Below are 14,568 nucleotides of genomic sequence, written 5' to 3' on the forward strand. Positions count from 1 at the left end.
TCATTTTCCCTGCTCCAGGGGCTAGAGGCCGCTGTGGGCCACATCCGGGTTGTGCGCCAGGTACCACTCGGCATCGAACAGCCCCAGCTGAACCAGGCGGTGCCTGGCGTCCTCCGGCAGGCTCATGCCTCGCGCGGCCTGCGCCCTTCATGGATGCCGTAGTGCAGGAAGTGCACCAACGGGTTCTCGCCGCCCCGGCGCACATCCGGGTTGCGCGCCAGGTAGAAGGCGGAATCGAAGTCCGGCCCCGGGTTGCGCTCCTCGTAACCGCCATGCATCAGGTAGTGGGCCGCGGGCTCCTTGCCGAAGCGCTGATGCTCGGCGATATCCGGGTAGCGCTGCAGGTACCAGTCGGCATCGAACCACTCGCTGGACTCGATCAGCGCCACGTCCTGCGCAAGGCGCTTGGCATTGCCGTGATAGGGAGACTCGCCCGCGGCCGAAAGCGCGGTGCCGGCTGCGGCTGACGCCTCCTCCGGCTCGTGCAACGGCTGGGCGGCATCCTGGCTGGATGCCGACGGCTCTGCCGCCGGGGCCGCTGGTTCTGGCTCTGGTTCTGCCATTGCCTCGGCGGCCGCTGGCGAAGGCGCTGCCTCGTTATCGCCTGCCACGCCCGGGGCCGGCTCCAGGGCATCCAACCGCTCGTGCAGCGCCTCGCGCTCGGCCTCGCTTTCCTCCAGCATCTCGGTGAGAATCGCCAGCTCCGAGAAACGCTCCTCGATATTGGCCTGCGCCGTGGCCAGCGCCTGGCGCAGTTCGGCCGTGCCCTCCTGTTCGCTGTTGGCGGCCTTGGCCTGCTCAAGCTCGCCCTGCAGCTCGGCCAACTTCGCCTCGGCAGCCTGGCGCGCCTCGGCCTGGGCCTGGCATGCTTGCTGTGCCTGCTCGGCCTGGGTACGCTGCTCTTCCAGCATGCGGGTGAGCTGGGCAAGCTCCTGGAAGCGCGTCTCCAGCGAGGCCTTGGCCTCGTCGCGCTCGGCCTCCACGCTGGCCAGCCGCTGCTGCCATGCCGTGGTCTCGTCTGCCGGCTGGGGCGCGGCCGCCACGGCGCCGGTGCCCTGGACGCGCAGCTCGCACAGCTCTTCCTGCAGCTCACCGCGCAGCTCCTGCAACAGGCTGACTCGCGCCTCCAGCTGCCCCTGTTCACGGGCATGGGTTTGGCCCTGCTCGGCCAGACGCTGGCGGGCTTCCTCCAGCTCTCCGGCATAGCGTGCCTGCACGGCCTGGAGCTCCTCCAGTTCATGGGCACGCTGCTCCAGCTCCTGGCTCAGGCGCTCGGCACGCAGGCGGGCCTGCTTGCCCTCCACCGCCTCGGCGCAGCTGCGTCCCAGCCGCTGGAACACATCACGCAACACCTGGCGTGACGAGGGATTCTCCGCGGCACCCAACAGCGTGCGTACATTGTGTCCGGGCGTTTCGCCCGCCGCCACTACGCCCATGCCATCGCCATGCAGGAAGGCGAAGGCGGGATGACGCTCGGCCAGCTTCTCGAAGGCCTCGTACAGGCGCATGCCGGGCTCGCGGCGCTCGATGTGCGGCAACACCAGCACCCCCCGGCTGGAGAGCCGCGACAGCGCCAGATCCACCAGCGAATGGGCATTGGCCGTCTCGGGGGACAGGTTGAACACCAGCAGATCGATGCTGCCCTTGGCGAACTGGCCCAGTGCCGCCTGGGGCGAAGTATCCATCAGCCGCGACACCCCGCTGTAGTGGCGGGCGTGGTAATCCTGCACCGCCTGATAGTCCTCCGCGGCTTGGCCATCCAGGGTCTCGCGGGGCTGCACGCCATAGCAGCGTGCATCCAGGCGCAAGCGGCTTACCGCCTGGCACACCGCAAAATGCGCCGCCCCCTGATGCACCCCCAGGGTCACGCACTGGTTGGGCTGCACCGCCTCCACCAGCCAGAACAGTGCCGGCAGATGCTCCAGCCATGCGGAGGGCTGCAGATACTCCGGCTGCCAGAACATCGAACCCTGGGCCAGATGGCCAATCGGCGTAGAAGGAGTCAGCTCGTTACCGCCGCTCATGGCGACACTCTGGGGTTGGTGCTTCACGTCTGGTTCCTGGTCAAATGGTGAATGGTGAATGGTGAATGGTGAGTGGTATGAGAAGGCAGGCTATCACGGCAGCATGCCCGGAGGGGCTTCGAACGGGCGGCTTGGCGGCTCCGCCGGCAGATAGAGCCGCGCCGGATCGCCCTCGGCGCGGTGATGCCAGGCCTGGGCCGCCTGCTGGTACTCGCGGCGCAGCCCGGCGAACTGGGTGACCAGGTGGGTGGGCCCCGCCTGGCTGAGCGAGTTGGCCTCGCTGCGCCCGAAGGCCACCGGCACACCCGGCAGCACCTCGCCCAGCGCCTGGCCACCGAAGGCCGCGCGGATACGGTGGTAATACTCGGTATCGGCGTCCACCCGCACACGGTCCCAGTAGCCGAGCGTCTCGAATACCCGCCGTCGGAACATCAGCGACGAGGTATTGCGGTAGATCCAACCCTCCTCAAGCCGCCAGCGGCCGAACACCAACCCCGCCGTGCAGCGCACCCAGTGGGAATTGCACGCCAGCCACTCGGGGTGATCCCTCAACCCCTTCACCTGCATGGCGAGCTTGTCGGGGTGCGACCAGTCATCGGCATCGTGTACCGTGATGAGCTCGCCACGCGTCTCGCCAAGGCCGCGATTGCGCGCCGCATAGGCGCCCTGGTTATGCGGCTGGCGAATCACCCGGAAACGCGAGTCACGTTCGGCGAATACCTCTGCCACCTCCGCAGTGGTATCGGTGGAGGCATCGTCCACCACGATCACCTCCAGGCTCACCCCACGCTGGGCCGCCAGGCTGGCCAATGCCGTGGACAGCCCCCCCGCGGCGTTATGGGCCGGAATGATCACCGTTACCTCTGGTGCGGCGTGATTGTAGGAGCCCGATTTATTGGGCGATTGAGCTACCCCCATTCCGTAGGAGCCAGATTTATCGGGCGATCGTGTATCGCGCGATAAAGCGACAAGGTTATCCATCCCCAGCCCCGCCGCCGGGTCGGCCGGCGCCACCTCGGCCAGGCCATGCGCGCGCCACACGGCATTGATCAGCGCCAGGCGTTCGGCCTCATGGCACCGCGGCTCACCGCCTGCCTCGGCCCGTGCCGCCAGCAGGTTGGACCGCGCCAGGCTTGTATCGTGATAGTCAGGCTCATCGCGCTCCAGCTCGGCCAGGCAACGCTCAGCCGGCTCGAAGTGCCCCAGCCTGGTCAGCGCCTCCACCTCCAGCAGCCGCGGTGCCGGGGCGCGAGGCAAACACTCAGGGGCCGTATGGTTACGCTCCCCAAGCCAGGCGGCCACTGCCTGCCACTCGTCTCGCCAGGCGTGCCAACGCGCCAGGGCCCAGGTGGCATAGCTGGCCTCGCGACCGCCCTCCTCCCGCAACGCCTGCAGCACCGCCAGGCTCGCCCCGGGCTCTCCCGCGTGCTGGCGCCACAGCTCACGCTCGTATTCCAACGCTTTTATGCGCCTCGGCAAGCGCCCTTCCGACTCACCGTGAGCGATAAAGTGCAGCAGCGGGCTCACCCCCGCCTGGGCCACATCCGGGTACTCGGCCAGGTACCAGGCCGGATCGAAGCCCGCACAAGGCCGCCGACCCAGTACCTCACCCACCCGCAGGTAGTGCGCCGCCGGCTCAAGGCCGGAGAGCGCTACGTCGGGGTAGGTGGTTCGATACCAGTCGGCATCGAACCAGGGGGAGTGCTCGAAGTGTTCTTGCCCTGGTGTCACGTTTCACCTTCCGTCTGTCTTTCTCCCTCTTCCGGCCCCGCCACCTCCTGGCTGAGAAAGGCGATCTTGCGCTCCTCCCCATCCTTGATGAAGCAGCGCACCCGATAACGCCCCGGGCCCGGCAGGGCGATCTCGCGGCTCGGCTCGGGCATATACATGAACTTCTCGATCACCTCGCCATTGCGCAGCAAGTACCAGGCAAACTGTAACCCCTCGGTAGGTTCGCAGCACAGGGCGATACGCAGCCGCTCGGGGATCGGCTGCTCCAGCGTCAGTTCGCGCAGGCGCAACTCCAGGAACTCGGCTTCCGCCACGGGGGGCCTGGGCGCGGCGCGGTAGGCTGCCACCGCCAGCTGGTATAAGCCCAGCAGGCGGCGGTGCACCTCATTGGCGTTGAAGCACTGGCGCACCACCTGGCGGCCGAAACGCCCCATCCGGCGGCGCTCGGTACGGGAGCGCATCAGCCGGTCGAGATCACGCTCCACCGCCCCCTCGGAGTAGCCCTCATGTTTATCGCCCACCCCGCCGAAGTTGCTGAACACCGCCCGCTGCCAGTTCTCGCCATCCACCAGGCCGTTATAGCCCTTGCTGCCCAGGGCGATGGCAGGCACCCCACAGCTCAGCGCCTCCAGGGTGCAGCGCCCTGGGGCGATTACCGCATCGCTCGCGCAGTAGGCATCGCGCAGCGCCTCATACTGCAGCCAGCCGGTATGGCTCACCGTGTTCTCCCCGCGCAGCGCCTCCACCCGCTCGGCGAACTCCTCTAACAACGTGCCCTGGCCCACCACCTGCCAGTGGATGCGTTTGGGGTAGCGCTTCGCCGCATGCTCTACCGCCTGATAGAACACCTCGAGGATGAAGGCCTTGTCCTGGTCCAGCCGAGTGACTAACGAGATCACCACCCGCCCCTCGGCCTCGGGCGGCGGCGCCACCCTCACCTCCTTGAAGAGCTTGGCATCCGGGGTGTTGGGCACCACCTGCAGCTTCTCGGGGTGGCCCACCGCCCCCTCGCTCAGCAGGTAGTGGCGGATCCCCTCGGAGACCGCGAACACCGCCTCCAGCTGATCGATGGTCTGGGGCAGCGCATCCAGGTACTTGCCGTGCATGGTGACCACACAGGGCAGGCCCAGCACCCGCGCGGCGATCACCCCCAGCCGCCGCGCCGCGAAGGGGTGGGCATGGATCAGGTCGATGGGCGCGCGCTCATGCAGCGCGCGAATCTCGGCCAGCGCCGCGGCATAGGAGCACTCCCCATAATCGGTCTCGATCACCCCCGCCCCCTGCTCGCGCAGCTGCTCGGCGAAGGGCCCGGGGCGGCACACCAGCGTGACCCGATGCCGGCGCGAAATCATGAACAGCACCGTGGCCCGCACGTTCTCATGCAGGCCACCCTGGGGCGCGTTGAAGAAGACGGGTATCAGCAGATGCACGCGATGTCCTTATCAGTCAGCGGTAAGCTGGAAGCTGGAAGAGGGTGCCAGAGCCTGAGGGAGCCAACTTTTCCTTGTGGGAGCCTCCCTGGCCTTGTGGGAGCGACGGTCCGGCGCCCCGGCTTCAGTTCGCGAAGGTGGTGTGGCCTGTGCCAGCTTGGCCCCGACCCATAGCCTGCTGCGCGGATACCGATGTTACGCAGCCGGCTCATGCGGGCGAGCCGTCAGGTCAACGCCAAGGGCTCGCATTACGGCCAGCATGGTTTTCAGCGTGGGGTTTCCCGGGCAAGCTCGCTCATGCCTTTGGCGCGCGCTACCATGCCCATCGCCTTGGCAATGTAGGCGGAGTTTCCCGTTTCCAGCGCATCCGCCAGAAACACCGCAATCGCCTCCTCGCTTTTCAAGGCGGCTGCCGGGTCGTAGTCAAAAATCTTGTCGCTCATGACGCCTCCCACTCAAGACCCGATCACTGTTCTCCACGGCCGAGTCATGAGGAACCCTTGGACATACACTTCACGTTATAAACGGATCGTTGGATCGTCCTCTCAGCTTCCTTCCAAGGCAAGCGCCGGCCTCGTTTCTTCATCCTGCCAAGAGCGTCCACCGCCGCAGCTTTGGTCAAGAACCCGAACTCGATCATCTCGGAGAAAATCCATAGCGTTCCACGTACATCAGCGTCTTCGTTCGCTGCCAGCAAGCGGAGGTTGCCATCACCTGTCAGAAGGGGGCACGACTCTTGCTTGGCCAAAGCGAGTGCTAGGCGATCATTAAAGCCAGGCTCATCGCCATACTGCTCCCCGAGCCTTATCGCATATTCAAGAAACTCACCACTGACCACCAGAGACCGTAGCCCCATGTCGATAAGGTGTGGGCTTCCATCTGCCACCTCCTCCTCAAAGAGCACATCCGGCATGGCAAACTGGTAAGGCAGCTGGAAAAGCTCCGCCAATATCTCACCCGCCTCCAGGTCGATAATGATATTGGCATCACTGATCAGCAGCAGCATCTACGGTCTCCATGCAGAGCGGCTCCATCCAGCGTTGGCGGCAGAACTGTAGACGCGGGATGCCAAGTAGCTCGGCGGCCTTAGCTTCGGAGATCAGCTGCTCGGCCAGGGCACGATACACCAGCTGCTCGAACAGCTGTGGCGTTTCGGTGGGCAACGGGTCCCCCGGCTCACCTCGATGCCACCGGTTGGCAGAGAACCGCTTCATCAGCGACTCGAAGTAGGCATGCGGAATGACCCCACATTGCAAAGCGCGAATCGCCCAGCCCTTCATGGAAAGGCCGTATTCATGCTTGAGTCGGTACAGTTCACGCGGCTCCAAGCGATGGCGATGCTCACCCAGCTCATGAATCACCGCCGCTTGTGGTGCCAGGAAGGCCCCGGCAAAGCGGTCGCAGGCCTTCTCTTCGTTCACCGCATCGGCCAGCCGCCCCGCCAGCAATACATGGCCAAGCTCATGAGCCAGCGTAAAGCGTTGACGATCACCCGGCCAGGTGGACGATACCGCCACCACCGGATACTGCTGGCCATCTGCCGCCAGGGCGGTCGCCGTCATCCCGGAAAAAGCCGAGTGATCCTCATCAACTGTCAACACCAACAGCCCAAGGGTTTCCAGGGTCCCCGTCAGATCTCCGATCGGGTTCAGTCCCAACGACCAAGCGTGACGCACACCGTCGGCGACGGCTTCCAGGCCCTCCAGGTCGGTGATCTGTTCAGGAACGGCCTCAGGGACGGCAAAGCGAGAAATGGGTGACTCTGGGAAGGCGTTGAGCAGCGCAATGCGCTTCTCGACCTGCTCCGCCACGCGAATCTGAACCGCCTGGGCTCGCTTCACGCCAAAGGTGCTGGTCTTGCGGAACTCGACGTGGGTGAGCTCCACGGCATGCTTGCGGAAGAAATACTCCGTGCGCACGCCGCATGCCTTGGCGATCTTGAGCAGCTTCGCCGAGTCAGGCGTGACCGTGCCCTTCTCGTACTTCTGTATCGCTGCCTTGGTGACGCCCAGCTGCTGGCCCAACGCCTCAAGCGTCAGGCCGGCGGCAAGGCGCGCCTGATGTATGCGTTGCCCCAGCATGATGGCCCCCTCCGGTTTACTCATCAGGCAATCTTACACAAAAAGTAAACCACAGTGGTGAAAAAGACACGCGCCGTCTCGTCCCCTCACCTGCGGAATCTGTCAACATAGTTGGCACATGAAGTGGTTCTGGCTTTTTAAAACCCTATTGCCTGCGGTATCAGATCCCGCTCCGGATTCAAATGCACTATCTCCGGCAGGTCGAGTTTTCGGATGTCACCTGACCATCGCTCCGGGTGACGCTGCTTCGCGGCCTCGAAGACCTCTCGGCGCTGCGTCAGAATGCCTTTGGCCTCGCCGTCATGACGCTGGCTCGGCGTGACGTAGCGAAGGGCGCTGTGCCGGTGCTCATGGTTGTACCACTCGGTAAATTGCTGAACCCAGTCCTGAGCCTCGGCCAGGGTGGCGAACCCGTCGACGGGGAAGCCCGGCCGGTATTTCAGCGTCTTGAAGGCCGACTCGGCGAAGGCATTGTCGTTGCTGACTCGCGGTCGGCTGTACGAGGGAGTGATGCCCAGGTCATAGAGCTTTTCCAGGAAGGTCGCTGCCTTCATCGGGCTGCCGTTATCTGAATGCAGAATCAAGGGTTTATGACGATCTGTCAGGCGCTCTCGCCAGCAGGTTTTCTGAATCAACTCAGCGGCCAGCTCGCCAGTCTCTGTTTCATAGATCTCGTGCCCGACGATCTTGCGGCTGAAGACGTCCATTATCAGGTACAGATACCACCAAGTGCCGCGCGCGGGACCGGGCAGCCACGAAATGTCCCAGCACCAAAGCTGGTTCGGCGCCGTCGCCTGGTGAGTGGTCGGTGGGCGCTTACGCTGAGGGGCCTGCTGTCGGCCGCGGTGATATTGCTGATCATATTCATGAAGCACTCGGTATATCGTCGACTCAGAGGCCAGATAGCGGCCCTTGTCAGCCTGATCGGCCACGATGAAGGCCGGAGGGCGGCTTCGGTACTCTGGAGCGTTGCACAACGCCACGATCGCTTTTCGCTCCTCGGGAGATAGCTTGTTGGCCGGTTCCGGGCGATCGGCGTCGGGGCGGCGGTCCGCCGTCACTTCGCCTTCTGCGACCCAGCGGTAGTAGGTCCGCACGTTGATGCCCATCACCTGACAGGCCTTGGCCAGCCGAGCCCCGTCACGCTGGGCGTCTTGCACCAGGGTCACGATGCGCTGGCGATCCGGGAGGCTGGTCAGTCGTCCTCGTCGTGGGTCGTGCCCCAGATCGCCTCGGCTTTTTTTGACAGGGTCAACAGGGCCGCCGTCTCGGCGAGGGTGGGCAGACCGAAGGTGCGCTGCCAGGCGCGCACCAGGTGGTCCGAGCTGGCCTTGCTGGCCGAATAGGGTGAAGTGGGCGCATAGGCAGTGTGCTCGGTAAACAGCTCCGACAGCGCACTCTCCCCTTCATCTGGATGCGGCAAGTCGCCATAGACCTCATCGGTGGAGATATGGTGGAAGCGAAACGCCGACTTACGCGCCTCCGGCAGCCCCTGCCAGTAGTGACGCGCTACTTCCAACAGGGTGTAGGTTCCCACCACATTGGTCTGGATAAACTCCGCAGGTCCATCAATGGAGCGGTCCACGTGGCTTTCCGCCGCCAAGTGCATCACCGCATCGGGCTGGTGTGTGGCGAATACCTGTTCCAGCTCAGCCCGATCACAGATATCCACCTGCTCGAAGCAGTAGCGCTCAGAAGCGCTAACGTCGGTCAGGTTCTCCTGATTGCCGGCATAGGTGAGCTTATCGACATTAATCACGCTGTCGTCGGTATTGTTAATAATGTGGCGAACCACTGCAGAGCCGATAAACCCAGCACCGCCTGTAATGAGAATTTTCATGAAAACCTAAAACCTTTCATTCAAGGCACTTTAATAAGATCAATGCTTTTCATCCCTGTGCACCGTTCTTCAATATACGACACCCTTGGCGAAATCCCCTGAGCCATCTCTACTAAGGCACGTGGAAAATCAGCACCCGCCAAATGAGAAAAAGGATACCCACCACCAAAGCGGGCATTCATTTCCAAGACAAACAATTGGCCTGACTCATCCTCAAGGACATCAACATCCATGTTTCCTCGATGCTTAAGTAGCTCTGATAGCTTCTCCCCAAGTTTATCAAGCCTAGAATCATTAACAGTACGTGCCATATCAGTTTCACCCGAACGCATGGCAAGCTTCTGCTTTGCAACAGTCTGGACATGCTTCCCTTCGAGATCATTAAAGACATCAATGCCGTATTCATTGCCTGGCACAAACGCTTGAACAACGACGGACTGATCCAGATCTTGGCGACTCAAGATATTAAGATAACTTTTTACGACCTGACGCTTGGCATGGTGATAGAAAAACTCAAGCTCCTTGGCATCATCTGCTTTGTATATGGAGATAGAACCCATCCCCCATCGTGGCTTAATAATTAAAGGGAAAGACAACTCACCCTCATTGAACGACTGCATCACATCACTCAATGACAAAAAAGTTAGCGGCGTTGGCAAGGAGTTTTCTGAAAGAAAACGGAAAGTTTTCCATTTATCGTTTGCTATATCGATCACCCAAGGGTCACTTACAACAAGATGAACACCCTCGTCAACAAATTTCCCTCGCGCCTCTGCAAGGTAAGGCAAATCGATATCAAACAGCGACACCACTAAGCTTATATTTTCTTCGCGACAGATTTTCAGTACCGTGGGTATGTACTCGGAGGAATCAACACGGGGCACCGTATGCGCCTTATCGGCCACAACCATGCCACTGGTCTGCGGGTCGCTATTGACCGCAACGACTTTTCCTTCCGGCCTCACCGCGGATTTAAAATATTCCACAAGGTAGCTTCTTCTACCCACACTAGTAAGGAGTACATTCATGACAGTAGCTTCTGAGTATGTTCGAAAATATTAGCAAGGCCGCCGGTGTGCCAAAACAAAACTCGACTTCCTTCCGGAATATCACCACGTTCAACCATGACACGCATGCCATGCAACGCCTTACCGGTGTAGATGGGATCTGTTATCAAGCCACTCTGTGAGGCAAAGTGTCTTATCGTACTGATAAGCTCAGGGTAGGTGTCACCATAGCCTGCTCCCACCCATTCATCACTGAAGCAAAGCTTTTCATCAGGTACCACGGGCAATTGTAAGTACTCGCAGAGTTCTTCGCAGCTTTCACGAAGCACGTCATAGCCACGTTGTTGATCGCGTGCAACCGACACCCCAATAACTTTAGCCCCGGGCGCGTATTCGTTAAAACCTACCACCAGGCCTGCCTGGGTACCTCCAGTGCCAGATGCATGAATCACATAATCAGGTGAAAAGTTAGGATGGGAATTTACAAAGTCTTTGGCAGCGGCATAAAAAGCCAGATAACCCGGCAGACCATGCCCCCCACCATAAATATAGTAAGGGTTGTAGCCGGACTCTTGATAACGAGCCATTTCTTGATCCATCACAGGCCCGACCTCGCTCAGCGTGGTAAACACAAGTTGCGCACCAGCGAGCCTCATCAGCAGAAGATTTCCTTTACTGTAGTCTTCATCATCATGAACAACAACAGTACAAGACCAACCTCGCTCGGCACACGCCAACGCTACAACCTTGGCGTGATTACTGTTAGCAGACCCAGCCGTCACAACTGCATTATAATTTCCGGTTTCAGCCTCTTCTATGAAGTAGTGCAGCTTGCGTGCCTTGGAACCCCCACCATAACGCGGAAAGTATGAATCATCTTGAATGAGAGCTGTGACAGGTAGTGACGATGTGAGTTCTCTAGTAAAAAAATGACTCATAAAGACTTTTCCAAATAGGCAGTTACTCGTCCGTCGCCTTCCTTTTCCTTATTTATTAAAAAGAATCCCATGCTTCTGTAAAAACTCAAGGCACGCTCATTATCGGACCATGTACTAACCTGACATACTTTCATGCCACGAATCGCCGATAAAACCAGCGCCTTTTCTATAAGAACTTTTCCTATCCCCCGTCCACTCGCATTCGATTTAACGGCAAGATAAGTAATATAAGATTTTTTACTTTGACTGTCATTAGCATAAAAAGCGACCATCCCTACCAAGCTTTCACTCTCGTCCATGACACCAAACAAAAGCGCATGCTTTTTCAACTTTTCTACATAGCCTCTCAGATCAACACGGTCCCCCATAGGCGGATTAAAATTGACATCCATTTCCGCGATGAAAGAAATGATTTTCTCATCAGAAATTGTAGAGATATCTTTTATTCTTTCCCGCGACGTCAAATCATCCAGATGAGCCAACACTTTCGACTCGTCCAGACCAGGATACAGCGGCAAGCAAATAACGCGTTCCGCAATGGTTCTGGACACAGGTGCTTCTTGGGTATTTTTGAAGATTTCGACGGTATCCAAGCTCGGATAAAAATAGCGGCGTGCCAAAATGGAATTATCTTTTAGCTTCTCCAAAACAAAAGCAACATCATCGGCACTAGGAAGAACAACAGGAAAATAAGCATGATTATTACTTACGTGGGCTAGGCGCTTCTGCAACACCACGCGATCTTGCAATGCCTTATGATAACCATTCCATACGCTAGCACGAGAATCTCTAATATGTTCAATATCATCCAGCACTGCCAGCCCCATGGCAGCTTGGAGCTCATTCATTTTGGCATTGATGCCCAGCTCTTCTATGCTTTCAGGTCCTGTAATCCCAAAGTTAATCATCTTTTTGGCACGCTCTAGATCTTCCTTGCGCTTAAAGACAATGGCACCGCCTTCCGCTGTGTGGAACAGCTTGGTTGCATGAAAACTTAAAGTTGCCGCATCGCCCCAATTCAGAAGGCTTTCACCCTTGTATTTCACGCCAAAAGCATGAGATGCATCATAAACAACTTTTAAATCATGTTTATCTGCGACAGATTGAATTCCTTCGACATCACACGCGTTACCAAACACATGCACTGGCACAATAGCACGGGTATGTGGTGTGATTGCATCCTCAATGTGCGCAGGATCAAGGCACCAAGTTTCGGGATCAATATCGGTAAAAACCGGCTCTACTCCGTCCCATTTAAGTGAGCTAGCCGTTGCAATGAACGTGAATGGCGTAGTGATTGCCTCTGGGTGTTCGGCAAACCGCGCATCGCTTATTCCTAAAGCTCGATATGCGACTTGCAAAGCCAAGGTTCCGTTTGAAACGAGAAGAATATTATCAACACCGAGAAACTTTTCAAGTCGGTGGGTCAACAAAGCAACTAGCTCTCCATTATTAGTGAGCCATTGGCGATCATATATTCCGTCTAGATATTCATCTAGATGAGACCTGCCAGGAAGGTAAGGCTTTGTTACTGGTATCATCACTTAATCCTTTTAGAACAATCTCCACTTATAAACAATAAGCTGAAAAAATTACGATATGCATAAAGACAATCAGAGACAACGACTACGTGCATTCTCTCGTATAGACTCAACTGCATCCTTTATTTTATCAACACTATCTTTTCTGCTAGCCTTTTTCAGTCTGCTAGTGCAGAGTAGGGATACACGCTTTCTAAAAATTTTATCTTTTATCAGCATTGAAAGGCAATCGTACATTTCATCGCTACTATTATAAAGAAGTTCCTCAGAGGTTCTTGCACTTGAATCACTGAGAGTTTCAGCAACTACAGGCAAACCTTCGAATACTGCTAATGAGGAGCCACCACCACCACCCTTCATTCCAGGTATTGAAAAATACGCATGAACTTTCCTATATATTCCACGCAGCTTAGAGGTGGCAGGAATCCCTTTAAACCTCTTCGACTTATAAAGTTCTTCAAAAAACGGGGCTATCTTTAAAATATCCTCAAATGTTTCTTCATCAACGCCGATTAACACCCAAGCCGCTTCTTTATTTTCTGAAAACACTCTCTTGAGAGATGAGATATGATCAGAACTAAGCTTTTCAAACTCTTGCTTAAGGCGATTATTCTTCAGAGGAGTGACGATGAAAAAGCTTCCATCAATATCATCTAAAACATTGCCCATATAATCAGAGTCGTCTCCATATTCTGAAAAAGGAAGATCGACTAAATATGCGCTTCCTGATCTCATGCCCAATGCATTAAACGCATCACAATATGATTTATTAAGCGAAACCAAACCATCAAAACATAAATCAGGATTCTGAGTGACCTGCGTCGGAAATATTACTACAGGAAAATCTTGGTACGCCATTAAACAAAAGAGGCTTGTGTATCTAGATCGTGAACTACCAAGAAATGCGACCATTCCTGGAGAGACAGAATGAAGGTAATTAAAGAAAGAATTAGAGGTATCTATACCATCATATCTTGAAATAAACTCGGGCTCATGCCCCAACACAGGACTCCAATATTCTTTTTGAAAATTTTCAAACCGCCCATCATAAGTATTATTATTGAGCAATGGCAAGTTTAACTGGTGCTCCCCTGTAAAGCAAAGTTGCACTTTGTAGCCTGAGTGAATAAGTAGCTCAACTCTATCTTTCAAGAATTTTAAAAAAATAGATCTTTCATTTGATCCAATATTTGACACGCATATCAAAATTAATTTTTTATCACGAGCATATTTATGCTTTCCCAAAGAATTAAGTGGGTAAAATGATCTATAGCCAGATGAACTGAACTGAATGATTTTTTTCGTTATGACATTGTGCAGCCTGAACAAAGACCTTTTGAAATCAACATCAAAAATAATAGTTTTTGGCTTAACGCTTTTATGGCCATTAATAACGACCTCTAACTTCCTAAGCTCATCCAAGTCTGATAAGGGGTTTAATTTCGAAATATACTCAGAAGAAGAAAGCAAGAAAATCTTCTGGGTTGCTGACAGCTTATAGATCATATAAAGTTTAAGTATTGAGCATGCTGGGACTGACAAAACCGCATTAGGGATATAGTACTTAACCTCATCTTCGCACAACTCTTCTTTGATATTATTTATCAACTCAATGGCCTCAGTCAGGCCACCAATAGTCAGCAGCCTTAAGATTTCTGCCAACTGAATTTCTCGCTTTGTCAGTTTATAAAACACGTTTTCACCTGATAGATAGAAGTTGGAAACAATAAAAAACAAAACATTTATTCCCCACACTTAATCTCAGCTTGCATAACTCACCAGAAATATCTGGTTTTAGGGGAATCTTTAAGTAGAAAAACTTAGTAACTGTATAGCCCGAACAGTTACAAAAATTAATGATCATCCAATTTCAGCAATCCAGAAACTGGTGAAGAGCCAATCAAGATCCTAATCGTGATAAGGACATTAGCTTTATGGACTTTATTAGGCTCTTCGACGTTTCATGTGGATTTGGT

The 14,568-nt window shown here is 56.2% G+C and carries 11 protein-coding genes and 1 pseudogene; all 12 read right to left on the reverse strand.

Annotation, left to right across the window (positions count from 1 at the left end; translation table 11 throughout):
• Positions 1-122 precede the first annotated feature (122 nt).
• Complete coding sequence (locus tag ACZYGA_RS16790; protein ID WP_479399696.1) at positions 123-2,051, reverse strand: class I SAM-dependent methyltransferase; 1,929 nt, start codon at positions 2,049-2,051, stop codon at positions 123-125.
• A gap of 66 nt (positions 2,052-2,117) precedes the next feature.
• On the reverse strand, positions 2,118-3,755 hold the full coding sequence (locus ACZYGA_RS16795) for a glycosyltransferase family 2 protein (protein WP_479399698.1): 1,638 nt from the start codon (positions 3,753-3,755) through the stop codon (positions 2,118-2,120).
• Positions 3,752-5,185, reverse strand: a complete 1,434-nt coding sequence (locus tag ACZYGA_RS16800; RefSeq protein WP_479399700.1) for a glycosyltransferase family 4 protein — start codon at positions 5,183-5,185, stop codon at positions 3,752-3,754. Before ACZYGA_RS16800 ends, ACZYGA_RS16795 begins: the two co-directional genes overlap by 4 nt.
• 266 nt (positions 5,186-5,451) lie before the next feature.
• The gene (locus ACZYGA_RS16805) at positions 5,452-5,628 is read right to left on the reverse strand and encodes an addiction module antidote protein (protein ID WP_479399702.1); all 177 of its coding nucleotides are present in this window, start codon (positions 5,626-5,628) and stop codon (positions 5,452-5,454) included.
• Positions 5,629-5,672: 44 nt separating this feature from the next.
• Positions 5,673-6,191 (reverse strand): PIN domain-containing protein, encoded by a 519-nt coding sequence (locus tag ACZYGA_RS16810; RefSeq protein WP_479399704.1) that lies wholly within the window; start codon positions 6,189-6,191, stop codon positions 5,673-5,675.
• Positions 6,172-7,290, reverse strand: a complete 1,119-nt coding sequence (locus ACZYGA_RS16815; protein WP_479399705.1) for a helix-turn-helix domain-containing protein — start codon at positions 7,288-7,290, stop codon at positions 6,172-6,174. The genes ACZYGA_RS16810 and ACZYGA_RS16815 overlap by 20 nt, the downstream gene beginning before the upstream one ends.
• A 113-nt stretch (positions 7,291-7,403) precedes the next feature.
• Positions 7,404-8,570 carry an IS3 family transposase gene (locus ACZYGA_RS16820; RefSeq protein WP_479399714.1) on the reverse strand — a complete coding sequence of 389 codons (1,167 nt, stop codon included), beginning with the start codon at positions 8,568-8,570 and terminating at the stop codon, positions 7,404-7,406.
• Positions 8,540-9,106: pseudogene (locus ACZYGA_RS16825) on the reverse strand (GDP-mannose 4,6-dehydratase); the annotation flags it as partial. The gene ACZYGA_RS16820 and the pseudogene ACZYGA_RS16825, both read right to left, overlap by 31 nt.
• Positions 9,107-9,126: 20 nt before the next feature.
• Entirely contained in the window at positions 9,127-10,134 is a 1,008-nt protein-coding gene (locus ACZYGA_RS16830) for an ATP-grasp domain-containing protein (protein ID WP_479399707.1), read from the reverse strand.
• A complete protein-coding gene (locus ACZYGA_RS16835) occupies positions 10,131-11,051 on the reverse strand; it encodes a 1-aminocyclopropane-1-carboxylate deaminase/D-cysteine desulfhydrase (RefSeq protein ID WP_479399709.1) in 921 nt (306 codons plus the stop codon). The genes ACZYGA_RS16830 and ACZYGA_RS16835 overlap by 4 nt, the downstream gene beginning before the upstream one ends.
• Positions 11,048-12,592 (reverse strand): GNAT family N-acetyltransferase, encoded by a 1,545-nt coding sequence (locus tag ACZYGA_RS16840; protein WP_479399710.1) that lies wholly within the window; start codon positions 12,590-12,592, stop codon positions 11,048-11,050. The genes ACZYGA_RS16835 and ACZYGA_RS16840 overlap by 4 nt, the downstream gene beginning before the upstream one ends.
• Positions 12,593-12,664: 72 nt before the next feature.
• Positions 12,665-14,287, reverse strand: a complete 1,623-nt coding sequence (locus tag ACZYGA_RS16845; RefSeq protein WP_479399712.1) for a hypothetical protein — start codon at positions 14,285-14,287, stop codon at positions 12,665-12,667.
• Between the last annotated feature and the right edge of the window lie 281 nt (positions 14,288-14,568).

This window comes from Cobetia sp. BL01, from assembly GCF_056493605.1.

Excerpts from the sequence above, each read along its gene's own strand:
- ACZYGA_RS16805 (WP_479399702.1), bottom strand. The coding sequence starts at position 5,628 with ATGAGCGACAAGATTTTTGACTACGACCCGGCAGCCGCCTTGAAAAGC.
- ACZYGA_RS16810 (WP_479399704.1), bottom strand. The coding sequence starts at position 6,191 with ATGCTGCTGCTGATCAGTGATGCCAATATCATTATCGACCTGGAGGCG.
- ACZYGA_RS16815 (WP_479399705.1), bottom strand. The coding sequence starts at position 7,290 with ATGAGTAAACCGGAGGGGGCCATCATGCTGGGGCAACGCATACATCAG.
- ACZYGA_RS16830 (WP_479399707.1), bottom strand. The coding sequence starts at position 10,134 with ATGAATGTACTCCTTACTAGTGTGGGTAGAAGAAGCTACCTTGTGGAA.
- ACZYGA_RS16835 (WP_479399709.1), bottom strand. The coding sequence starts at position 11,051 with ATGAGTCATTTTTTTACTAGAGAACTCACATCGTCACTACCTGTCACA.
- ACZYGA_RS16840 (WP_479399710.1), bottom strand. The coding sequence starts at position 12,592 with ATGATACCAGTAACAAAGCCTTACCTTCCTGGCAGGTCTCATCTAGAT.